The organism is Devosia sp. (assembly GCF_014860165.1).
In the GTDB taxonomy this organism is placed as follows: domain Bacteria; phylum Pseudomonadota; class Alphaproteobacteria; order Rhizobiales; family Devosiaceae; genus Devosia.
This window is the reverse complement of the sequence record NZ_JACZKG010000003.1, coordinates 30,147-51,931: the sequence shown is the minus strand read 5'-3', so window position 1 is coordinate 51,931 and position 21,785 is coordinate 30,147. Positions and strand designations below refer to the sequence as shown.

The 21,785-nt window shown below is 59.7% G+C and carries 25 protein-coding genes and 2 pseudogenes; 15 read left to right on the top strand and 12 right to left on the bottom strand.

Annotation, left to right across the window (positions count from 1 at the left end):
- Positions 1 to 136 precede the first annotated feature (136 nt).
- The gene (locus IH615_RS00590; RefSeq protein ID WP_291358978.1) at positions 137 to 1,117 is read left to right on the top strand and encodes a heparan-alpha-glucosaminide N-acetyltransferase; all 981 of its coding nucleotides are present in this window, start codon (positions 137 to 139) and stop codon (positions 1,115 to 1,117) included.
- Positions 1,118 to 1,449: 332 nt separating this feature from the next.
- On the opposite strand, the gene IH615_RS00585 is transcribed toward IH615_RS00590, so the two are convergent.
- Positions 1,450 to 1,851 (bottom strand): four-helix bundle copper-binding protein, encoded by a 402-nt coding sequence (locus IH615_RS00585; RefSeq protein WP_291358977.1) that lies wholly within the window; start codon positions 1,849 to 1,851, stop codon positions 1,450 to 1,452.
- 1,198 nt (positions 1,852 to 3,049) lie between these two features.
- Here IH615_RS00585 and IH615_RS00580 point away from each other — a divergent pair.
- The 4 genes from IH615_RS00580 (at position 3,050) to IH615_RS00565 (ending at position 6,877) form a co-directional block, all read left to right on the top strand.
- Positions 3,050 to 4,786 (top strand): penicillin-binding protein 2, encoded by a 1,737-nt coding sequence (locus IH615_RS00580; protein WP_291358975.1) that lies wholly within the window; start codon positions 3,050 to 3,052, stop codon positions 4,784 to 4,786.
- Positions 4,783 to 5,340 (top strand): GH25 family lysozyme, encoded by a 558-nt coding sequence (locus IH615_RS00575; RefSeq protein ID WP_291358974.1) that lies wholly within the window; start codon positions 4,783 to 4,785, stop codon positions 5,338 to 5,340. The genes IH615_RS00580 and IH615_RS00575 overlap by 4 nt, the downstream gene beginning before the upstream one ends.
- Before the next feature lie 107 nt (positions 5,341 to 5,447).
- Complete coding sequence (locus tag IH615_RS00570; protein WP_291358972.1) at positions 5,448 to 6,455, top strand: acyltransferase; 1,008 nt, start codon at positions 5,448 to 5,450, stop codon at positions 6,453 to 6,455.
- Between the two features lie 227 nt (positions 6,456 to 6,682).
- Positions 6,683 to 6,877, top strand: a complete 195-nt coding sequence (locus tag IH615_RS00565) for a hypothetical protein (RefSeq protein WP_291358970.1) — start codon at positions 6,683 to 6,685, stop codon at positions 6,875 to 6,877.
- Positions 6,878 to 6,980: 103 nt separating this feature from the next.
- Here the strand turns inward: IH615_RS00565 and petA are convergent, their stop codons facing one another.
- Positions 6,981 to 7,544: a ubiquinol-cytochrome c reductase iron-sulfur subunit gene (gene petA, locus IH615_RS00560; RefSeq protein ID WP_291358969.1), complete on the bottom strand. Its 564-nt coding sequence runs from the start codon at positions 7,542 to 7,544 to the stop codon at positions 6,981 to 6,983.
- Between the two features lie 306 nt (positions 7,545 to 7,850).
- Here petA and IH615_RS00555 point away from each other — a divergent pair.
- Positions 7,851 to 8,153: pseudogene (locus tag IH615_RS00555) on the top strand (integrase core domain-containing protein); the annotation flags it as partial.
- 283 nt (positions 8,154 to 8,436) lie between these two features.
- Entirely contained in the window at positions 8,437 to 9,216 is a 780-nt protein-coding gene (locus IH615_RS00550; RefSeq protein ID WP_366484653.1) for a murein L,D-transpeptidase family protein, read from the top strand.
- An 8-nt stretch (positions 9,217 to 9,224) separates the two neighbouring features.
- On the opposite strand, the gene IH615_RS00545 is transcribed toward IH615_RS00550, so the two are convergent.
- From IH615_RS00545 to IH615_RS00525, 5 genes and pseudogenes are all read right to left on the bottom strand, one after another.
- On the bottom strand, positions 9,225 to 9,551 hold the full coding sequence (locus IH615_RS00545) for a DUF305 domain-containing protein (protein WP_291358967.1): 327 nt from the start codon (positions 9,549 to 9,551) through the stop codon (positions 9,225 to 9,227).
- A 149-nt stretch (positions 9,552 to 9,700) separates the two neighbouring features.
- Positions 9,701 to 9,907: pseudogene (locus IH615_RS00540) on the bottom strand (hypothetical protein); the annotation flags it as partial.
- Positions 9,907 to 10,380, bottom strand: a complete 474-nt coding sequence (locus IH615_RS00535; RefSeq protein ID WP_291358965.1) for a DUF305 domain-containing protein — start codon at positions 10,378 to 10,380, stop codon at positions 9,907 to 9,909. The gene IH615_RS00535 and the pseudogene IH615_RS00540, both read right to left, overlap by 1 nt.
- Positions 10,381 to 10,880: 500 nt before the next feature.
- Positions 10,881 to 11,762, bottom strand: a complete 882-nt coding sequence (locus IH615_RS00530; RefSeq protein ID WP_291358963.1) for a cytochrome c — start codon at positions 11,760 to 11,762, stop codon at positions 10,881 to 10,883.
- A gap of 2 nt (positions 11,763 to 11,764) precedes the next feature.
- On the bottom strand, positions 11,765 to 12,406 hold the full coding sequence (locus tag IH615_RS00525; RefSeq protein WP_291358962.1) for a cytochrome c: 642 nt from the start codon (positions 12,404 to 12,406) through the stop codon (positions 11,765 to 11,767).
- An 889-nt stretch (positions 12,407 to 13,295) separates the two neighbouring features.
- On the opposite strand from IH615_RS00525, the gene motA reads away from it, so the two are divergent.
- Positions 13,296 to 14,159 (top strand): flagellar motor stator protein MotA, encoded by an 864-nt coding sequence (motA, locus tag IH615_RS00520; protein WP_291358961.1) that lies wholly within the window; start codon positions 13,296 to 13,298, stop codon positions 14,157 to 14,159.
- Positions 14,160 to 14,197: 38 nt separating this feature from the next.
- Here motA and IH615_RS00515 read toward each other — a convergent pair whose 3' ends face one another.
- Complete coding sequence (locus IH615_RS00515) at positions 14,198 to 14,464, bottom strand: hypothetical protein (RefSeq protein WP_291358959.1); 267 nt, start codon at positions 14,462 to 14,464, stop codon at positions 14,198 to 14,200.
- Between the two features lie 648 nt (positions 14,465 to 15,112).
- On the opposite strand from IH615_RS00515, the gene IH615_RS00510 reads away from it, so the two are divergent.
- Genes IH615_RS00510 through IH615_RS00500 form a run of 3 tightly spaced genes read left to right on the top strand, consistent with a single transcriptional unit; the run spans position 15,113 to position 17,714 of the window.
- On the top strand, positions 15,113 to 16,363 hold the full coding sequence (locus tag IH615_RS00510; protein ID WP_291358957.1) for a L,D-transpeptidase family protein: 1,251 nt from the start codon (positions 15,113 to 15,115) through the stop codon (positions 16,361 to 16,363).
- Positions 16,364 to 16,404: 41 nt separating this feature from the next.
- Entirely contained in the window at positions 16,405 to 16,896 is a 492-nt protein-coding gene (locus IH615_RS00505; protein WP_291358956.1) for a cytochrome b/b6 domain-containing protein, read from the top strand.
- Positions 16,897 to 16,931: 35 nt separating this feature from the next.
- A complete protein-coding gene (locus IH615_RS00500; protein ID WP_291358955.1) occupies positions 16,932 to 17,714 on the top strand; it encodes a DUF1007 family protein in 783 nt (260 codons plus the stop codon).
- On the opposite strand, the gene IH615_RS00495 is transcribed toward IH615_RS00500, so the two are convergent.
- Positions 17,698 to 18,318 carry a TetR/AcrR family transcriptional regulator gene (locus IH615_RS00495; RefSeq protein WP_291358954.1) on the bottom strand — a complete coding sequence of 207 codons (621 nt, stop codon included), beginning with the start codon at positions 18,316 to 18,318 and terminating at the stop codon, positions 17,698 to 17,700. The two genes, IH615_RS00500 and IH615_RS00495, sit on opposite strands and share 17 nt — an antisense overlap.
- Before the next feature lie 15 nt (positions 18,319 to 18,333).
- Here IH615_RS00495 and IH615_RS00490 point away from each other — a divergent pair, with 15 nt between their 5' ends.
- Positions 18,334 to 18,804: a hypothetical protein gene (locus IH615_RS00490; protein ID WP_291358953.1), complete on the top strand. Its 471-nt coding sequence runs from the start codon at positions 18,334 to 18,336 to the stop codon at positions 18,802 to 18,804.
- A gap of 81 nt (positions 18,805 to 18,885) precedes the next feature.
- Here IH615_RS00490 and IH615_RS00485 read toward each other — a convergent pair whose 3' ends face one another.
- Together IH615_RS00485 and IH615_RS00480 are read right to left on the bottom strand one after the other, a co-directional pair.
- Positions 18,886 to 19,086: a heavy-metal-associated domain-containing protein gene (locus tag IH615_RS00485; protein WP_291359072.1), complete on the bottom strand. Its 201-nt coding sequence runs from the start codon at positions 19,084 to 19,086 to the stop codon at positions 18,886 to 18,888.
- Positions 19,087 to 19,176: 90 nt separating this feature from the next.
- Positions 19,177 to 19,743: a TetR/AcrR family transcriptional regulator gene (locus IH615_RS00480; protein ID WP_291358952.1), complete on the bottom strand. Its 567-nt coding sequence runs from the start codon at positions 19,741 to 19,743 to the stop codon at positions 19,177 to 19,179.
- A gap of 94 nt (positions 19,744 to 19,837) precedes the next feature.
- Here IH615_RS00480 and IH615_RS00475 point away from each other — a divergent pair, with 94 nt between their 5' ends.
- The gene (locus IH615_RS00475; RefSeq protein WP_291358951.1) at positions 19,838 to 20,014 is read left to right on the top strand and encodes a hypothetical protein; all 177 of its coding nucleotides are present in this window, start codon (positions 19,838 to 19,840) and stop codon (positions 20,012 to 20,014) included.
- Entirely contained in the window at positions 20,011 to 20,523 is a 513-nt protein-coding gene (locus tag IH615_RS00470) for a hypothetical protein (protein WP_291358949.1), read from the top strand. The genes IH615_RS00475 and IH615_RS00470 overlap by 4 nt, the downstream gene beginning before the upstream one ends.
- Positions 20,524 to 20,543: 20 nt before the next feature.
- On the opposite strand, the gene IH615_RS00465 is transcribed toward IH615_RS00470, so the two are convergent.
- Positions 20,544 to 21,164, bottom strand: a complete 621-nt coding sequence (locus IH615_RS00465) for a Crp/Fnr family transcriptional regulator (RefSeq protein ID WP_291358947.1) — start codon at positions 21,162 to 21,164, stop codon at positions 20,544 to 20,546.
- On the opposite strand from IH615_RS00465, the gene IH615_RS00460 reads away from it, so the two are divergent.
- A complete protein-coding gene (locus IH615_RS00460; protein WP_291358945.1) occupies positions 21,148 to 21,669 on the top strand; it encodes a hypothetical protein in 522 nt (173 codons plus the stop codon). The genes IH615_RS00465 and IH615_RS00460 overlap by 17 nt on opposite strands.
- Positions 21,670 to 21,785 lie beyond the last annotated feature (116 nt).

Genomic DNA, 21,785 nt, shown 5'->3' with positions numbered 1-21,785 from the left:
GAAAGCACCGCGCCACCCGTCTTGGCCTTGCCCGATCCACCCACGAGGGGACAAGGGCGGCTCCACTCTTGACGCTAGTACCGTCTCTCCTTATCCCCTCGTGGGCGAAACTGCCCGCAGGGCGGATGAGGGTCCTATGACCGACAACCCCGGCACTCCCCGCCCGCGCTTCGCCATTATCGATATCGCCCGCGGCATCGCCATCATTGCCATGGCGGCCTATCACCTGTGCTGGGATTTGAGCTATTTCCGCTTCATCGCCGCTGATGTCGGCTATGACCCAGCCTGGGTGCTGATTGCCCGCAGCATACTTGCGGTTTTCTTGTTCCTTGTCGGCGTCGGGCTGGTGCTGGGCCATGGCAAAGCCATCCGCTGGCGGAGCTTCTGGAAGCGCTGGGTCTTTGTCGTCGCCGGCGCCCTGGCCATCACGGTGGCGACCTGGATTGTCTTCCCGCAGAGCTTTGTCTATTTCGGCGTGCTGCATGCCATCGCCCTGTTCAGCCTCATGGGCCTGGCCTTTGTGCGCACGCCGCTCTGGCTAGCCATCGGGGTTGCCGCCGTGGTCATCGCGTTGCCCTTCTTTTACTCGGATGCCCTGTTCAACGAGAAGGCCTGGTCATGGCTCGGCTTCTGGCAGGTGCCGCCGCCAACCAATGACCTCGTGCCGGTCTTTCCCGGGCTGGGCGTCGTGCTGCTCGGGGTGATTGCCACGCGGCTGGTGCTGGCCTCCTGGGCGCCGCGCATCGCCGCCATCGCACCAACCGGACGCCTGCCGCGCCTGCTGGCTATCCTGGGGCGCTGGAGCCTGCTGATCTATCTGCTGCACCAGCCCCTGCTGCTGGGGCTGGTTTATCCGGCCTCCCTGGTCTTCCAGCCGCAAATCGCCATGCGCAGCGCCGATTTCCTGCGCTCCTGCCAGTCGACCTGTGAGGCCGGCGGCACGGCGCCGGGCCTCTGCACCACCTATTGTCAATGCGGGTTGGAGGGCGTGGAGACCAATGACCTCTGGAGCGCCATCGAAACCGGCATCGTCACGGCTAGAGAGCAGGCCCTGCTCGACGCGCAGAACCGGCAGTGCTCGGCCGTGATCTATCCCGAGCTCAACGCGCCGCAGTGACGCTGGCGCGCGCCATAACAGCGTTATTCTCGCGTTTTTTGCTCAGATTCGAACTTGAATGGTAGGGCTAACCGGCGTTGACTAGTCACGCTTGATTTGTCCGAGCCTCGGCCCCGGTTGGCTTCACTTTCGGGTTGGCTCCACGTCGGTCGGGACCCACACATATATCGAAGTCTGGACTGGCGTGCATCCGAACGGCGACGCCGTCGAGGTCGTGCGCGAGATCAGCAGATACCTGCCGAACGACCACCTCGAGAACATGGCGAACTACCTGGTGAGCATGGAGTGAGTAGCAACGCGGAGCCGCAGCCAAGCCGCGGCTCCTCTGATTCCTAGTGGACGTCGGACAGTGCTTCCCTGCAGGCCAGCTCGCAGGAGCGACACGCCTCGGCACAGATTCGGCAGTGCTCGTGCATCTGGGCGTGCTTTGCACATTCGTCGCCGCAGGCGCGGCACGCTTCGGCGCATGCCTGGATGGCGGCGCGCAGCACTTCAATGTTGGAGCCGGTGCGGCGGGAAGCCATTGCCCCGGCGGCCGTACAAATGTCGGCGCAGTCAAGGTTCAGGCGAATGCAATGGGTCAGTTCGTTGACCATGTCCTCGCCAAGGCAGGCATCGGCGCAGCTGGTGCAGGTCTGGGCGCAGGCATAGCACTCTTCGATGCATTTCAGTAGGTTGTCTGCGGTGCCGCCCTGGACATGTGGGTGGGTGCTGATCATCTCGCGTACGTGCATCTTAAATCTCCTTAGTTGAGGAAGAGCCACAGTCGGCCCGTGGACCAAAAACCTCACCATCGATATGGTTGCAGCACAACTTCGAGCACACCGATCGCCAGGCGCCACCCTCGGAGTTCGGAACCGGAGGTCACCACGATGGAGCCAGACCACGCTAACTTACCAGGGGGGCATGACCTGCACCGGCTGCGAGCGATCGGTATCCAAAGCCGTCAAGGCGCAATTTGGCACGAGGGGAGGCTGAAGTAGACACTGCTTCCGGAGATGTGAGATTGTTCCGAGTTCGCAGATTCAAGCCGAGGTTGGACCAAAGAGCCCGTTGACAGCTTGTTTCGACCGACGATGAGCCATCCAGTCATAGCGCCGGTCGACCCCGCGCCGATTGCTCCGCCTCGTCTTGCGGCCTTTGCAGCATGGCTCGGCATTACTGATGGTTTCAGCAGGCTAGGCCTGATCCTTCCTCCCGGCGAGACCTCCCATGTTGACCGACATCAACGCCTCAACCAACCACGATTGTCCACTGGGCACCCAAGTCCGTTCCTGAACTGGATGGCGCTTCCAACACCGCGTGCACCGAGCCCTTGGCCCCCGGCGAGACAGGTAGCTTCGAGGTCACGGACCTGCGCAGCACCTGATGAATGTACTCCGTTCTGCGCCGGTCATCGACGCAGATGGGGAGCTTTGAGGAACACCTTGGATGAGCCAGGTTCTTTGGATTGTGCACACATGAAAGAAACGGCGTTTCCTCACGCATATTTAACAATTTTGTAGGACGCTGAATTCATGTCGTTCCGCAACCTGAAATCGCTCTTGTCGGTAGGGCTGCTGGCAATATGCGTGGCCATTTTTGCACAGGCGAGTGCGGGGTCTTTTGCGGGCGGTCATGGCGAACGAAGCATTCACTTCGTTTCTGCCAGCCATACACAGCTCCCCTCGGCTGGGGACGTTCAAAGTCACCGCCACGGGCACTCGGTACACGACCATAGCCCTGACGGAAATGCGAACGTCGCGACAAGTTACCAGAACCGCGATAAACCATCTTCGACTTGGCAGTTGAGCAGCACGCCACTGACGACTCTTTCCATTGGACACGTCCTGGAACGGCCACCGAACCGCTCCTGATTACGCAGCCGGGCAGGCTTGGCCCAGACTGACTAAGGCGCCTATAGCGGCGCAGTCGCGTAATTATGGAATCACCTTGAGCACCATTGACCAAACAATCACCCTCCCCGGGGCAAATTACGCGCGCACGGCGATGACTCGCCGACGGCTTGCCATCATGACAATCGTAGTTTCGATCGGCTTTGCTGTGATTGGCGCAAAGCTCGTCCAGCTGGGCACTGTGGAAACCACGACCACCATCGAGGGGCAGGAGATTAGCGAAATCGAGGCGTCTCGTCCGGCCATCCTCGACCGGAATGGATTGGAGATGGCCGTCGACCTTCGGGTGCCGTCGCTTTACGCCGAACCACGCAGAATTATTGATGTCGAGGAGGCGGTAACGGCCCTTCGAAGCGTTCTGCCTGATCTCGATCCCACTTGGCTGCGTAACCGTCTGACTGGGGACAAGGGTTTTGTGTGGGTCCAGCGAGAACTGACACCCAATATACGTGACCAGGTGATGGGCCTTGGGATCCCCGGCATCGATTTCTTGACCGAAAGCCGTCGCTTCTATCCAGGGGGTGTCGAAGCATCACATGTACTTGGAACCGTGAACATTGACAGCCAAGGCATAGCCGGTATCGAAAGCGACTTGGACGATAGCGGCGTGGCCGCCTTGCAAGCTGCGGGTATTGCTCGGGGCCAGGCCCTACAGGCGGTGCGACTGACGATCGACATGCGCGTACAGCACGCCATGTATGTTGAGCTGGTTGATGCGATCAAGCGCTACCAGTCCATCGCCGGCGCCGGTGTGATGCTCGACGCGCGTACGGGTGAAATCCTCGCCATGGTGTCCCTGCCCGACTTCGACCCCAATGTTCCCGCTTCTGCGTTGGAAGAGGGACGTTTCAACCGCATCACGGCCGGCAATTTCGAACTGGGGTCTGTGGTCAAAACCGTTTCGTTTGCCGCAGCATTAGACAGCGGTGCAGTTACCCTCAACGACTCGTTTGATGCGCGCTTTCCGGTGCGTTTTGGCCGCTTTGCGATCAACGACTTTCGCGGCGAAGGCCGCATCCTAACCGTGCCCGAGATCTTTCGTTACTCGTCCAACGTTGGAACGATCCAAATCGTCCAGCAAATGGGTAAAGACAACTACCGCGCCTTCTTTTCGCGCGTCGGTTTCGACAAGCCCATCGTCACCGAGTTGCCGGAAATGGCGGCCCCGAATGTGCCAGCCGAATTTTCCGAAGTCGTCGCAGCCACCGCTTCTTTCGGTCACGGATTCAGCATTTCGCCTCTGCACATGGCACGGGCTCTGGCTGCGTTCGTCAATGGGGGAAACCTGCTCCAGCCAACCTTTTATCCCCGCACTGAAACAGTGGCCCTAACGATGGCAACGAGGGTCATTTCCGAGGAAACTAGCGCCATACTCCGTCAGTTGTTGCGGTTCAACGCCATGCAAGGCTCGGGTTCGCGGATGAACCGTATCGCCATGGGTTATCGTGTCGGCGGCAAAACGGGAACAGCGGAGAAGGTCGTCAACGGACGCTATGGAGCAAAGAAAAATCTGAATGTCTTCGTTACCGCCTTTCCAATGGAAGACCCGCAATACGTGATGCTAATTCTCCTCGATGAAGCGGAACCGGAAAATCCGCAGTCGGGTAATACGGCGGGGTGGAATGCGGGCGAAGTATCGGGACGCATCATTGCAAAAGTTGCTCCGATGCTTGGGGTGGCACCCGCGCCGACACCCGATCTGGACGCCGCTATCATCGCAGCGATGACACGCCCGCTGACGGCTGCTCCGCTTGTCGCGGGAGAGCAGCCGTGATTACCCCGCCGACCAAACGGGTAAGCGCGCAGTATCGCGCGACAGCGCCCCTAACACCATTCAGGTCGGGTTCCAGCGCTGCCGAACGGGCGGCCTGGTTCACCGCCATGGTTCCCGCTGACGCTGACGCGCTGCCGCCGGTGCTCGATCTGGAATGGCAGAACGGCTCAAGCTGCCGCAGCCGCGGGTCGAGAGCCGAAACGCTTGGCAAGGTGCAGCTCATGCTCGCTGCGATGGAACGCCACACCGGCAAGCTGCCCATCATCTATACCGACATCAATTTTCATCGGGATATCCTTGCGGGAGAGACCTTTCCCAACAGCATCTGGCTGCGCTCTACTGCTGCCGATACTAAAGACCATTATGTCAATCGTGGTTGGACTTTCTGGCAGTGGACTCAGACGGGTGTGGTGCGCGGCGTAGTTGGTGAGGTCGATCGCAACGCCTTCTTTGGCTCTGCGATGGATTGGCAGGCCTTTTTAGCGACGGGCTGCGACCCGCGTGCGTTTGCCTATTTCGCCGGCTCCGGTCGCTGCGGGAAGGACCGACAATGAGAACTTTTGGACCTAGACTACCGTCGACCTTAAACGAGGTTGCCGGAATTTCGTTCAACGTTATCAGGTTCCGAAAAGGACTTTTGCCGCTTGGACCAAGCCTATCCATGGCGCTCGACAACCCAGCGAATAGCTTTAACTTTGTCCGGCTGCTTGCGGCCGTTATGGTGATAGTTTCCCATTCCTTTTTTATATTGCTGGATGGAAACCGGTCAGAACCTCTTTCATGGGCGGCCTATGATCTGGGAGCAACTGCAGTAAATATCTTCTTCGTCCTCTCAGGGATGATGGTCAGCCGTAGCTTTGCGCTGCGCCCGAACCTTGCAAGATTTCTGCGGGCCAGAGTTCTTCGAATATACCCGGCACTCCTCATGGCGGGAGTGGTCACCACGGTTGCGATCGGCCCGATAGGCGCCGATGTACCGGTCTGGCGTTACTTCACCGATCCTGCAAACTGGTTGTACCCATTGCAAGTTGCTTATGACTTTGCTGGAGCGGACCTCCCCGCCTTCAGCCATGAGATGCGACATGAGACCAATGCATCTTTGTGGACCATAAAGTTCGAACTTATCGCTTACGTATCCTTCGCTATTCTGGCTGTCCTTGGGTGGGCGGGCAGTCGCTTGATTCTGTCGGTCGTCTTGGCCATAAGCGCCGTGGCTGTAACTTTGGGCATCGGCGTAGATGCCGAAAGCGAGAACGCGGTGGCCAGTCTGGCCCGCTTCGCTTTCGCGTTCACTCTGGGTATGCTAGCTTTCGAGCTGCGACATCGTATCGGCCTGTCGCCTGCACTTGCCTTTATCGCGGTAGCAGCTGCCCTTTCCCTAAGTCTAGTGCCGGGCGCCTCCGTCTGGTCCATCCTGGCCTTCGGCTACGCCGCTTTGGTGCTCGGGGGAACAACTCTGCGGCAAGCGTGGGCGTGGACACAGCGCGCGGACATTTCATTCGGACTCTACCTATATGGCTGGCCAGTGCAACAGGCACTGGTGCATGTATTCAATTGGTCAGAGGGGCTCATCCCAGCCCACATAGCGACGTCCCTGCTCCTGGCGGGTTCCCTGGCGTGGTTTTCATGGGCAGCAGTTGAGCGTCCAGCACTGCGCTGGAAAGGCTAGACCGTAAGGCCAACTCTTGGGGGCTTTCAATTCTTTTAGTGACTAATTGGCGCGCCAGTGCCCACGCGTCGAGGCGATATGTAGCCTGCCAGAGTAATCAGAACGTACGCCAACCACACATGAACAGACGCCGCTCCGGATGGTACCGATCCGAGCGTCGGCACCGAGAAATGTGGCACGAGGCAAGATGCACCTAAGGCCAAACCGGAATGCAGTGAGGCGGCCAAGTGAAGGACAAGCTGCAAACAGGTGGACAAAGGCTTGAACCTGGCAAGGAAGTGAAGTGTGTGACCTCAAAAACCGGACGCTTGGAGCGCGCCATTCTTCATGTGTTTGGCGTGCCGCTGGCGGGACCGGTCGGACTTCGTTGTATTCGAATTGATTGGCGGGCAGGCGGGATGAAGGGAGCCTGCTGCGGATAGATTGTGCGATTGTAAGTCAGGCAGTCGGCGCTTGGCTAGCGTCCGGCGTTACCGCCGCGCGCTTGTGAGAGTCCGCAACGCTGCAACTCCCGAGCGGCGTCTGTCAACCGATCCGGACCATCATGTCAGAGACGAAGGCGTAGGGTGGAATTTCCAAATTGCGCGGAGCCGGCCCTTTTCGGACACGTCCCGAGGAATCGTATTGGGAGCCGTGGCAGGCACAGAACCAGCCGTCCCAATCGCCGACGGGATCGCCCGATTGTTGTCCTAGCGGGATACACCCCAAATGCGTGCAGATGCCGACCTGGATCAGCCATTCGGGCCGCAACGCGCGGTCTTCGTCCCTTTGAGGATCTCTCAATTCGGCCAGATTAGTGGCCCTCGCTTCGGCAATCCGCTCTTGGCTTCGGTGATCAATGAAAACCGGCATCGAGCGCCACATGACCGTTATGCGCTGACCCACTTCAATAGGCGACAGGTCCACCTCAACCGAGACGGCCAGCGCTCTAACGTCGTCGGCGGGGCTTAGGCTGTTGATGACCGGCCAGACCACTGCCGTGATGCCAACGGCAAAAGTTGAAGCGGTTGCAACGAACAGGAAGTCTCGCCGGCTCGACCTTACACTCTCTCCTGCACCCATCGTCCTTGCTCTAAATTCCCAAAGCATGGCATCCACCAGAATAAGGGGGGTTCCCGCCAGGTATCAAGTCACGATATCTTTTCTGCCGACTTGAAACGACGCGCGAAAGTCGTCCATTTGCCTGAAATCCTCTCTTAGCCGGTCTCGATGAGATCAGCATGAATGTCCCCTGCACCCGTCAACGCTGTGGACGCCCAACGTTCCTCCGCTTTACCTACCACCGCGGTTGATAGCTGTGATTACGCGTGGAATGAGGCCCCCCTTTTCGGGGAAATCGGCTTCCAAAAAGCCTCTTTGACGCCGATAGGAGGCCTTATCCGGCGCCGATTGACACGGGGCGCTCCGATGCCTCCCCAGACCCAGGGCAAGATCAGGCGCTGGCACCAGACCCTCAAGGAACCGCATCCTGCTGGAAAACTACTTCCTGCCCGGGAGACCTTGAGGCCCAGATCAGCGCCTTCGTCGAGCATTACAACCATCGGCGCTACCACGAGAGCCTCGACAACGTGACACCAGCCGACGCCCACTTTGGCAGGGCCGCAGCCATCATCAAACAGCGCGAAAGGATTTAAACGCCTGACCATCCAACATCGGCGCTTAACATCAACCCCCAAGACGAGGCCGACACTTCGCTAGCCGCCGACCCAATCTGAGCCAAATGATCCGTTTGCGGACACCGCCCCGCCTCGCCGCTTGGGCGAACGGCAGGGTGCGGCCTGCTTCCGCGACGACGTTTACGCCTTGATATGGCCGAAAGGTGCCGAGGCCCGAAATTCAGGCCCGACCCTTGCTGGAGGCGATACTCGTTGTCGGAGCTTGGGTGATCACTTTTTTGAGCGCCGCAGTCGTCTGGATCGACAGATCACCATACGGTAACCTACGACGCCTATGGTTGCCGAAAAGTTCAAGCGGTGACTTCATGTTCCTTTTCATCCGAACGATGCTACTGCTGGCCACCCTTGTCCTCATCACGGGCTGCAGCCAGTTCGTCGGCGACAACCGTCACAATGTTCCGCTGGCAAAGGCGACCATCGAAAGATTGGCGGAGATCGGCTCGTCTCCAGGCGAGGCCATGGTCGTTCGCGTCTACAAGCAGAGTTCGGAGCTCGAGGTCTGGAAACGCACCCGCACCGGCGACTATACGCTGTTCAAGACGTATCCGATCTGCAAGTGGTCGGGTGGACTGGGGCCCAAGATTCAGGAAGGCGACTACCAGTCTCCGGAGGGTTTCTACGACATCACCCCAGCGCTGATGAATCCGAAATCCGCCTATTGGCTGTCCTTCAACGTGGGTTTTCCCAACAAGTTCGACCAAGTCTGGGGCCGCACCGGCACCAATCTGATGGTGCATGGCGACTGCAAGTCGGTGGGCTGCTTCGCCATGACCGACGAGGGCATCAAGGAGATCTTTGCGCTGGCGCGCGAGAGCTTCCGGGGCGGCAATCGTTCGTTCCAGCTGCAATTGCTGCCGTTCCGCATGACCGACGCCAACCTGGCCTTGAACGCGACCAGCCCTCACGTGCCGTTCTGGCAGAACCTCAAGCAAGGCACCGACATTTTCGAGGCGACACGCCAGCCACCGGCTTGGGATGTATGCGAAAAGCGCTACTTTTTCGGTCCTACCGGCGCGTTGACCGCGCCGCTCGACCCTGCCGCCGCCTGCCCGGCCGGCTCTTTCTCGACCATGGCCGCGCTATAGTACTGCGCTCAAAGCCGCTCCAGGATCGCCTGCATCTGGTCGATCTCGCTCTGTTGGCCGGCAATGATCCGAGGCCACATCAGGATCGCCCCCGAATGGTGCGGCACCATGGATCGCACGAATTCCGCGTCGCCGATGGCGGCCTGGCTGCGCATGCCCCAGAAGCTGATCCCGAAGACCACAAGAGCGACGACCACAATGACCCTGTTGGCCCGCCGGGATGGAAACATCGAGCGCATCGAGATCAGCATCACGACCGCCATGGGCGCCACCATCATCAGCGTCATGTGGACATTGTTGAGGTTGAGGTAGAAGTGCCCGAGGGTCGCGATCATTGTACATCACCAGGTACATGATGACGAAGTCGATCGCGAGTTCGACGCCGAAGCGCCAATAGCTGCCCTTGGTCATCTCCGCATGGTGGTGGTCGGACATGATACCGCTCCTTTTGGGGTTGGAAGGGAACTGCCGTCTGGACAGACCCTCAGCCGATCTTCACATTGCGCAATCTGAGGGAGTTGCCGATGACGCTGACCGAGGACAGCGCCATGGCGGCGGCAATTGCCGATGACAGGGTCAAGCCGAAGGATGGGTAGAGCACACCCGCCACCACTGGAATGCCTGCCGCGTTCAACGGTCCGGCTCCTCGATTGGAAAGGGGCGCCGAAGCGCCCCTAAGTTTTGCGAGGCCTACTTGGCAGCCTGTTCTTCGAGCCAGGCCAGCATGTCGGCGATCTCGGCCTCCTGGGCATCGATTACCTTTTGGGCCATTTCCTTGGCCCACTCGTCGTCGCCGTGCTCCAACTCAGCCTTGGCCATGCTGATCGCGCCCTGGTGATGCGGGATCATACCGCAGACGAAGGCCACGTCGATGTCTTCGGCCATGGCACCGATCATCATATCCTGGTTCATGGCGTCCATACCGGCCATCAGGTCGGTATGGGCTGCGTCCATCTCCATCGATCCCATAGAGCCCATTGAATTCATCGAACCCATGGCTCCAGCCGTTTTGCATATCTCAGGGAGCATCGATTGAGCGGTGGATGCGCCTGACTGACCCATGGTCGACATATCGTGCCCGGGCATCGCGTCCTGGGCTGTAGATGGGCCGACCACCGCGAGCAGCATTGCGGTGGTCAGAATGGTGATTTTAAACGTGTTCATAATAGTGGTTCCTAGTTGGCTTTTGCCGGCAAGGCATAGAGGCCATGCCGTTTGAATCTGCATTCATCAAGAAACTTTTGGTGGCCGATCGGGTCCGTCATTTGACCACCGCAAGGCAATTGATGGGCCATGTGGATCGTGACCGATGACGTGGCTCACGGCCAAAAACCCGGCGGCAGAAGCTGGGGGTGCTCCTAGGCAAATATTCGTGGCGCAGCATCCAGGGGTTGTCTGGTGAGAAGGATCACAACGGCGCTCGGAACAGTCGAACGCTGCTTGCACATGCGTGATTGTGTGCGCTGTGTCTGGTACCCGGGCCACCAATGGTACGTGGTGGACAGTCAGGCTGAGCAGCACCGCGAAGAGAAGTGCAATCGCATGAGCTACTTTGCGAGTCTCGCGCGGAATTGGTGGCTTTGCTCGCATGGTGTGGCTAACGCTCCGGCGTTCAAACTGTTCCCCAATCGTGCCTTCCGCCCGTGGCGATCTTGCGACAAAAATCATTCGAGATTGAGCAGGTAGGTCGCCATGTCCTCCAGATGTTGGTCCAGCAGGTATTTCGTGCCTCCATGGACAACTTCGGCCATGGAGCCGCCGAAAGCATCGCCATCGGGAAGTACACCGGTTCGCAGAGCCGCGACGAGCGCGTCCTTGGTCCAGCCCCGCACTGTCAGGGCCCGCCAAGTTATGGCAGGCGAGCGTCCGCCATCCTGCATCGCCGGGTCGCCCGTCAGCTCCCGGTCAGAGATCAGACCACCAGCGATATTTCTTGGCGTATGGCATGCCGCGCAGTGGGCCGGGCCTTGAACCATATACCTGCCACGGTTCCAGGAAATGCTCCGACTTGAATCCTCCACGTATGTCTGCGGCTGTTCGAAGAACGATCGCCAAACGCGAATTCCGTCCCGGACATTGAAGGGGAAGCCCACTTGATGCGGCGTCGACGGCTGGGCCACCGGCGGCACCGCCTGAACTGCAGCCCAAATGTCTGCCATGTCCTGATCGGTCAAGCTGGCGTAGAATTCATAGGGAAAGGCCGGGTAGTAAGGTGCTCCCTCCGGGGAAACCCCCTGGCGCACGGCGCGGACAAACTGCTCGAATGACCAGCCGCCGATGCCATACACGGTATCGGGGGTGATATTTGGCGCGAAGAAGGCACCAAACTTGGAATTCAGCGCTGCGCCGCCGGAGAGAGGCTCCTCTCCGCCGGCAGTATGGCATGCAACGCACCCTGAGAGGCGTGCGAGGTAGGCGCCGCGCTTCGGGTCGCCTGTCAGTTGGACAACGCTAGTCGGCGGTGGCAGTGGCCAGAGCTTAATCGTCAACACGGCCAAAGCGGCCGCCAGCACCAGCGCGAGAGAAAGACCAGGTAGCAGCTTCATCTTCAGCGCCGGAATGCGGCGTGGCAAGATGAGCAAGTAGCGGTGACGTCGGCAAATACCTGCTGCTGCGTCCTGCTCGCTGGCGCAGCTCTGGGAACCGCGTCCCCCAGGGAACCGGTAATCAGACTGTCGATGCTAACGGTTTGAATGGCCGGCGCTGGCGCAAGACCCATCAGGCTGGCGAAGTCCAATCTCTCCCATTCGCTGCGTTCAGGCTCTGGCGGTGCCGGGACTGGCGCGGCGATATCGGCAAGTTTTGCTTCTGCCGGTCGAGCGACCGCGGCTAACTCTGCACCGAGCATTCCAAGGCGATCAGCGTATGACGTAAATTCCTGCCACCTGTCCCAAATTTCTGGCTTCGCTTCGGATGGCGCTTCGAGGCTACCCTCAGGAAACAGGTCAGTCATCGCCCGGCCGGCGTGCATTTCGATCATCGTGGCGGCCTCTGCGAGGAGCACTGGATCCACAGGTTCTCCATCGGCAAAAAGCGGCGCCAGGAGCTTTACCTGCTCACTGAGCATCATCATGCCCATCATGCGTTCACCGACAATACCGGTGGCGCCGCCATGGGCCAATGCCGTTACGCCCGTAAGCACTACTATTCCGCCGGCCGCTAGCCAGGCGATTCCGAGTTTATTCATCATGTCTCTATGATCCGCATTATTTGCCTTCGCCGCTGCTGCGGCGCACCCTTGTCGGTGATCAGGCTCGCGGCGGTCGGGGGTCCAATGGCGTCGGCCGGACAGTCAGAATGCGCACTTGGATTGATGCGTATGGCAACCGGCCAAAATAGCGCTCGGCGACGTGCTCGCACGCGATCCCCAAGAATGGCGCACCACAATGAAAGGTTGGCTCATTTTGCAACTTGTCTTGCTCGGTATGTAGGTCGCTTTGGATAGCCTCGTCCTGGGCCACCAGTACCGCCTCGTCAGCCGCGCCATGTACGTGCGCCGGCTGGCCAGCGTGGGAAAGACCCGCTCCGAGCACCAAGACCATGATCATGGCCGTCCAATTGACAAGAATAAGTAGCGACTTCAAGGGCGAATCCGAACTCGATTGCGCGTCGTTTTGAGGGGACAATTGTGTCGAGGCGATGGCCACCAGTTTTGGCCCGAGATGGCTAATCAATGGTTAATGGCGCCTGATACTTGCGCCCGACTGCAATTGTACACCTCAGCTGTGGGCCGGGTTGCAGTTTGCCCGGGAGGAGACGGTCCCCTTCTCCGCCCAGGACGGGGCTGGCCGTCAGACAGTGAGCACGATGACTATCATCAATCCGCCATCGCGACCTCTTCGCCGTCATTATTGGTGTTGTGGCGGGGGAGCCAGTTTCCAGGCGTTAGCGGTGGATAGAGGAAGAACAGAGAGCGCGAGATAGGCCCGAGCATATGCCGCCAGATGATACACCGCACATTAAGGTTAAGCATGGCAGAGTTCAGATGACGAAGGTTTGCGTCCCGAAGTCCGGGTCCACGGTGCCCCGTCGCGGCGTCCACCGCCGGTAGCTGCAATCGAGCACAGGTTTCGAAATAGATGCGCCTTATCATTGGCATACTTATCGTCTGCGGCAGCGTTTTTGGCGGTTATGTCGCACTGGGCGGCTACCTCGCTGTCCTATGGCAACCATTTGAATACGTGATCATCCTGGGTGCAGCGATCGGCGCCTATGTCATCGGCAATCCAGGCTCTGTGCTAAAGCAGTCCCTCGGATTGTTCGGCACGCTCTTTAAGGGCGCGAAATATAAGAAGGAAGCCTATGTCGAACTGCTTGGCCTGCAGTTCAGCCTTTTCAAGCTCATCCAGACCAAGGGGATATTGGCTCTCGAAACCCATATTGAAAGCCCGAAGGATTCCGAGATCTTCAAAAGATTCCCCATCTTCGCTTCCAACCATCACGCGGTCGAATTCACGTGCGACTACCTACGCATGGTGACCATGGGATCGAACAACGTCCACGAGCTCGAGGCACTGATGGACGAGGAGCTTGAAACCCACCATCAGGAACAAGAACGAGTGATCGGCGCCATCCAGGCTCTCGCGGATGGCACACCGGCGCTCGGCATTGTGGCCGCCGTGTTGGGTGTTATCAAGACCATGGGCGCCATTAGCGAACCGCCGGAAGTCCTCGGTCACATGATCGGCGGCGCCCTCGTGGGTACATTCTTTGGCGTGTTCGTCGCCTACGGCTTCTTTGGCCCGATGGCCCAGTCCCTACGGGGCATCTATGAATCGGAGTCCAAGTACTTCCTGTCGCTCAAGACGGGTCTGCTCGCACACGTCTCTGGTCAGGTCCCTGTTATGGCCATTGAGTTCGCTCGCAAGTCGCTAATGTCGGACGTCCGCCCAACCTTCGAAGAAGTAGACAAGGCTACCACAGACCTGTCCAACGCGGCGTAAGAGGTGAAATGCCCCGAAGGCCGGAGGGTCGCCGGGACCTAAAACACCCTAGTTAGCGGCAGCGACAGGAATGTTAGCCATCCGACAGGCACCCAGTCAAATGCGACGTCCAAACTAAACTCGCTCCGCTGCAAACGGGGCATCCCCTTTATCTGGAAGACACATTCCGCGTTTTCGCGGATGTCACCAATATGGTAGACTGAAACCACGGTCATTTTGCTTTCGACAATCCTGACGGAAACAAACTTCCGCACGTCTTCGCCGAGGTCAAAGTCATAGGTTTGATAGAAGCGGCGGCTGCCCAAGTTGGTTCCTTTGAAGACATCGAATCGGGTACCAAAGATCGTGAAAATGGCTGCCGTGCCCTATTCGGTTGAGACCGAGCCCACAAGCCCCTCCTTAGCGGTTTGACATGCCTGGAACCGCCGTGCAGGCGGGAGACGAGGCCGGTCGCATAAACGGCAAGCTGACGATCGTAAAGAGCAGACCTCTAAACCGACCATGTTCGCCGGCGTGGGCGGGACCTTTCCCGCCGGGTACGATCAGAAGCGTCGATGGATCCTCAGCGCAACCGGCACTTAGTACCCCTTCGCTGCCAAACCACCGCCCTCATTCCGTCCAATCTACGGCGCAAAGGTCGAGTGGGCGGTGAACACAAACGTCGCCCACATAAGCGCCGTTGCCCATAGCAAGAGCACCGAAATCAGGCCCGCGATACGTAGGAATTTCATCGACTGCCCCCTGCACAACATTGTGCCGGCCGGGGCTCCGAGTCCATCGGATCGACGCAACGTGATGGCCTTAGGCCAGTGGTGCCCTGCGACATCCGGATGTTGCTCTGACTGCGCGTTGCGGTGCAGATGGATCAAAGGGACGTGAATACTGGCGAGGTGCATTTCGGGCAAAGATCAAAAGTGCTAACGCCAGCTAACGCAAAACCTCAGGGGCTCCCCATGAAACGCCGAGATTTTATCAGAGTTCTCTCGCTCGCTGCGGGCGGGCTGGTGCCGATGCTTGCCCGCGCCCAGGAGGGTGACTCCATATGGGATATGATGTCTCGCGGCCGCGTCCTGAACGAAGCGGACAGGGAGGCCAACAGCGTCGCCGCGATGCAGGCGATCGACACCGTCGAGCCCGTCCTGTCTTACGACACTGCCAATAACCTCTTGCTTGCCATTGCCCAATACGAGCCTTTCGTTGTCGCGGGTGGCTGGGATGAGGTGCCCCAGGAAGCCTATCAGCTCATCCTGGGTAACTCTCGCGCTGCGGTGGTTGCCCTGAAACGTCGATTGATCTCTTCGGCTGATCTGGCGATGGCAGATCGCGTCGATGACGTGTTCGATGCCCCTTTGGACGCGGCCCTGCGGCGGTTTCAGGCACGGCACGGCCTTCAGATCACGGGACAGGTCGATGAGGCGACCTGGCATGCGCTCAACGTTCCGGCCGAGGCACGACTGCACCAGCTTCGGCTGAACCTCCTGCGCGTTCAAGCGATGGCGCCCCGGCTGGCGGACCGATATGTTGTCGTCAATATTCCGGCGGCGTCGATCGAGACAGTCGAGGGCGGAATGGTGGCGCGGCGGCACACCGCTGTGGTGGGCCGCATTGACCGCCAGACACCCATTCTCAAGAGCAACATCCACCAGATCAACTTCAATCCGTTCTGGAACGTGCCCAAGAGCATTATCCGGCGCGATCTCATCAAATACATGAATGAAAATCCGAACTACCTAACCGAGCAGCGCATCCGCATCTACGACGGCAAGGGCACCGAACTGCAGCCCACCGACATCAATTGGGCGACCGAGGATGCCGTGAATTACAATTTCCGTCAGGACCCGGGGCCCAACAACTCGATGGGCAACGTCAAGATCAACTTTCCCAACGAGCATGCGGTGTACATGCACGACACGCCGACCAAGGGTCTGTTCGGCGAGAACTCCCGCTTCTATTCCTCCGGATGCGTCCGTGTGGACCAGGTGCAGGACTTCGTCGCCTGGGTTCTGCGGGATAACGGCGACTGGGGCGCCCCGGAAATCGGCAGCGTCTTCGCATCGGGAGAGCGGCTCGACGTCTCGGTCAAGAGCCCGGTGGAACTGCATTTTACCTACATTTCCGCTTGGGCCAACCGGCAGGGAACGGTGAGCTTCCGGGACGACGTCTACGAGTTCGACAAGGCCGGCAAGGTCAGTTTTGAGGTCTAGGCAGAGCGCTTGGCCAGGTTGCCCTAACGGAAAGTGAACGAATGGCGAGTGCTCCACGCAAATGGCACTGGATCGTCCGCCTATCGCATTGGACAACCGTCGTCCTGCTGGTGCCGCTATTCTATACGGGCCTCACCGGTCGAATGGGCCACTTCAGCCCGTCTGAAACGCACGCCAACCTCGGCGTCGCGCTGCTGGTGGTCTTGCTGGTTCGACTGTTGACCAAGACCGTTGTCGCCCGCCCCGCGGGTTATCGATCGAGGATCTCGGCTCTTGTGCAAGCCGCGCTCTATGTCGTGCTGTTCGGCCTGCTCGTCTCCGGGGTGGCCGCGGTGCAGAACACGGCGTTTCTGCCGCGAGCCACCGTTCTCGGCGGGCTCGAGATACCGACGCTTGGCTTGGTGCAACCGCAGCTGGCCGGTCTGGTTCACCGGTGGATGGGCTATGTTCTGATTGGCCTGGTTGGCCTTCATGTCGCCTCGGCCATATGGCGCTGGATTGGCGATCGGTCATTCTTGTCCCGGATTGTGTAGCTGCAGGCGAATGCTATGGATCAGCGGGCCTGACTATGAAGCGGAGCCATACGGTGCCTAACATCAGTTCGTGTTTCCTGGCTGTCGCCGTGCTCGCGACTTGGACCTGGAACGCCAATGCACACCCGCACATCATGATCGATGCCAGGGCGACGATCGTCTTTGATGATGCCGGCACCGTATCTGCGGTGCGTCACACCTGGACCTTCGACGCCGCTTTCAGCGCCTGGTCGGTCCAGGGCATCGACACCGACCGGGACGGCACGGTGTCCCCTCAGGAGCTGCAGGTACGCGCCGATGACAACATGGTGGGTCTGGCGCAGTTCGAATACTACACCTACGCCTTCGAAGAAGACTATGCGCTCACATTCGGAAGTGACCTCCCGGCAACCTATGCCATCAACGACGGCCGCGTCACCTTGAGTTTCGAGGTGGCACCCCAACCCTCTTACCGGGTAGGCGATACCCTTCACATGGCCATCAATGATCCGGAATACTACGTGGCGATCGAGTTCCCCTCATCAGAGGCGGTGACGACAGAGAACATGCCCGCAGGGTGCGAGGTGGCTGTGGTACCACCCGAGCCACTCGATCCCGCCTTGGAGGAACGACTATATTCGTTGGGCGCCGAGGTCCTGGATCTCCCCCCGGACCTGGCGGCCGCCATGAAATGGGTGCAGGGCGAGATCTTGGTCCGCTGTGGAGCGCCATCGACTAATCAGCCGGACGGCACGCCAGGCGCCGAGGCGCCCGAACGCAAAGCTCCATTCGGCGGGGCGCCACCAAATCCAGGCTCCATTTCTATCGAGCCGCCGTGACCAGCACATCGAACGCCTCGATGATCTCTGACCCCGTTCCTTTGGCTCCGGCATCGATCCAGCGGCGGATCGCCGTCAGAAGGGCGCCGCTCAACATCGCTAACATGGTGCCACGGCGCTCACCCTCCCCCACTTCACTCGCCACAACGTCCTCGATGATTGAGCTGAACTCTGTCTCCGCAAGCCCCCCGCCTCCACCACGGGCAAGCGCGACGAAGAGCCCTGCATGCGATTTGGCGTGGCCAAGCAGAGCCGCAAGGAATGCCCTGCGGTCCTGCGGCGTTGAGCGCGGCAGGAGCTCGAGGTGCTCTCGCAAGCGGATGAAGCCAAACCGCAGCAGGTCATCCTTGGTCTTGAAATGGGCATAGAATGTAGTGCGGCCGACATCGGCCTCATCAATGATGTCCTGGATCGACAGCCGGTCATAACCCCTTTCGGCGACGAGCGCGGCGAAGGCAGAATAGAGAGCCTCCCTGGTCTTTCTGACACGGCGATCCATCGTTTGCGAACGCTCCCCTGTCATCCGTTCCGTAGCGAACACCGCTGGATGGACACCGTGCCGGATTCCGAACACCTGTTCCGTAACGGATAGCCTATCCGTCAACAATGGAACAGATCAATGTCAAAAACGTCCTCGGCGCTCGCCTCTCTCACGGCGCTTGTTGCCACTCTCGTCGCCACCGGAATTCACCACATCTTCCGCCTTGGCCCAGCTCTGATACTACCGACGGTGATCGGGGTGGCAGTGCCTGTCGTGCTGTGGCTCCTCCATGCACGGACCGGTAAACCGGCATTGCTCTGGGCCTACGCAGCCTACGCGGCACTTGTCGTGTTCTGGTTCGGCTTTCTGGACGGCTTCCTCGATCACGTCGCCAAAGCCGCCGGCATGGAAAACGTCACCTTTCTGCCGGGGAGCGAGGAGGACATCGTCGCAACGGCAATGCAGCTCTGGTCCCCGTCCGCGTCCACCGCTTTTTACGAGGGGACGGGCATTCTGAGCGCCGCCCTCGCCCTGCTGACCGTCATCACCACCGGCCTCTACCTCTATCGCGAGCTACCGGCTCGGAGCGCGATGCGGACGGAAATGTAACCCAGTCTGGGCTCCCGGCCCGTCCGGCACGGAAAGGCCGCGGCGAACGCTGCCGCGGCCCCTGCCCCAACTGTGGCTCCTTCACCCGCGCAACTCGCCGGTGTAGCCGGCGTCCTCAATTGCCTTGGCGAAGCTGGCCGCCGGCTTGTCGCTTTCGATCTTGACGGCGTGCGAGCCCAAATCGATTGCAACCTTCGAGCTCGGGTCGACGCTCTTGACTGCTTTTTCGACCGTCGCGACGCAATGGCCGCAGGTCATGTCGTTGACTTGGAAATCATACATCTGGTGGTCCTTTCCGATGGGATTGTCACAATGTGGGCTTTCCAACGGTGGGAAGGTCAAGAGCCGATCATCATTTTATCGCAGCTGCGGCTACAGCGGTCGAAGAGCGGCCAGCGTTACCGAGACTAACCGCCCCACAGCCTGCTTCGATCGCAGGTCGGCCGCGCCTGCCACCGCACTGAGGCAAAAGACGGCCAGTTCCCTGGGGGGCATATCCATACGAATCTCCCCCGCGCCCGCGGCTTCGGTGATGATGCCGGAAAGAAATGCCGTCAGGTGTTCCCGAGCGTGAACCATGTGTCCGCCCCGATGCAAGGCATTCGCCAGTTCGCTGCCTTCGTGGTCCTGGGCCATCTGCGCATATGCATCAAGTACATTGCGCAATCGCGGAAGAGGTGAACCCTCCCCTGACGCGATCGCCTTGAACGACGCCAGATGCCGATGAACTTGTCGTTCATGCCACGCAAGTAGCACCGCCTCCACGTCGGGGAAATACTTGTAGAGCGTCGCCCGGCCGATACCGGTCTCCTGCGCTATTTCCGACATGGTCACCGCGGCAAGGCCCTTTCGCGTCACGAGATCGGCTGTCGCGTCGAGGGTCGAATCCCTGACGTTGCGCTTGTGTGCGTCGATCGTGTCGTTCCAGAGCTTGGGCATGGCAGACGTCATAGCCGACAAAGTGACTATCGTCCATACAGATTGAATTGACCGAGACATACTGTATTGATAAATGAAACCGATGGAGGCCTTCATGACCGACCAAAAGCGCAGACCTGCCCCCGGCGGGTATTCGACACCCGGATGGGTGAAGGGGCTCGGTATCGCCGCCGCAGTCGTCGTGGTGCTTCTGATCATTGCGTTGGCGGGAGGGCTGGGAGGCAACCACGGTCCTGGACGCCACGTTGCGCAGGACCAGACAGCGCAATGAGGGCGGGACCGGCATTTCGCAAGCTGCTGCTGACGCTTCATATAGTCACGTCGATGGGGCTGATGGGCGCAGTCGCGGCTTTCCTGGCTTTGGCAATTGTCGGCCTCTCCACCGGTGCCGGCGGACCGCCGGTTTATCCCGCGATGGACTTGGTCACCGGTTACCTCATCGTGCCGCTGGCGCTAATGAGTCTGGTAATCGGCACGTTTCAGTCATTGGTCACGCCCTGGGGACTGATCAGGCATTATTGGGTGGTGGTGAAGCTGATCCTTACCGTTGCCGTGGTGGTGGTGCTGTGGATACAAACCGGGAACATCCAGATGCTGGCAATGCAGCCAGTCGGTGCCGACGGGCCGGCATTAGCCGCCGCGCGTGCGTCCATGGTTCTGCACGCGGGTGGCGGGCTGCTGGTTCTTCTCGGTGCAGTGATCCTATCGGTCTACAAGCCTCGGGGGCTGACGCGATATGGCTGGAACAGGCGTGCGTCAGCGGGCGCCGAAGAGGCGTGAGCAACAGCCGTGATCCATGATCATCTCAATTGGCGGCGGGCAATCTCGCGATAGAGAGCCTCATTCGAGACGCCCAGCTCGTCCGCCAGCTCAGTTCGGGTCCCCCTATCGGGCAAGGCATTGCCATGCAACTGCAACCAACCATCAAGCCTGTCGCGCACCGTGCGTCGGGAGAGCAACTCGGTAAGTTGCCGGGCTTTCATCAGCTCCCGTGCCAAATGCGCGTCCCACGTTTGGCGGAATGCGTCGTTCTCGGCCAGGGCCCTTCGAAAAGCTTCGACCTCCACCGCGAGACATTGCGTGCGCCGCATCACGATCGCATCGCAATGGTAGCGGTCCGAATAGAGCGACGCTTCCGCCAGAACCTGGTTGTCGCGAGCCCGCTGCAGGACCACGCGCCGGCCATCCGGCTGCGTGCGGATCAGGTCGACACCCCCTTCGACCAGGGCGAATAACGTCGTAACGGGATCCTCGGCGAAGAACACGGACTGTCCTCGCGCCAAAGCCAGGACGCGGTGTCGCAGAGCGGATATGAAACCCAAAAGGTCGCTAGACATGATTTCGATCATGTTTTCGGACGGAGCGGTTTGCAAGGGTACAGCCGTGAAAACCAGGAACATCCCAATGAAGACGCTCATCATCTCGTTCGCCTCCTTCGCAATGCTCGTTGTGCCGGCCGTGGCTCAAGAGACACCGCACCACGCACCAACTTCGGACGCGGCCGCAATCTCGATCCCCAAATCGTATTCGGCCGAGGATGTTGCCGAGCTGCTCGAGGGCGCCGGTCGAGGCATGGCGAAGCCCGCGGAACTCAATGGTGCGCCCGGGCCAACCCATGCCCTTGAACTCGCGGAGGAGCTCGAACTAACGCCGGAGCAGCGGACCCAGATCGAAGCCATCCGGCTGGACATGAAGACGAACGCAATCGCAGTCGGGCGGGAGTTGATCGCCCTGGAACTGGCACTGGACGCAGCGTTCGCCGCCGGCGAGGTGCAGGCCGAAGGGTTGCTCGCGGCGCTCGACCGGATCGCGAACGCCGAAGGGGATCTCCGGTACATTCACCTGTCGGCCCATCTTTCAACCCCAGCCATCCTCACGGCCGACCAAATCCGGCGCTACGACGCCTTGCGGGGAAACGCAGACTGATCAGCGCCGCGACCAATGAGCCTGGTCACGTCCCGCCAAAGCAATCGCAATGCCAAAAAATGAGACCTTGACCTTACAATGGTGGTAAGGATTATCTAGATCTGCAGTTGGAAAAG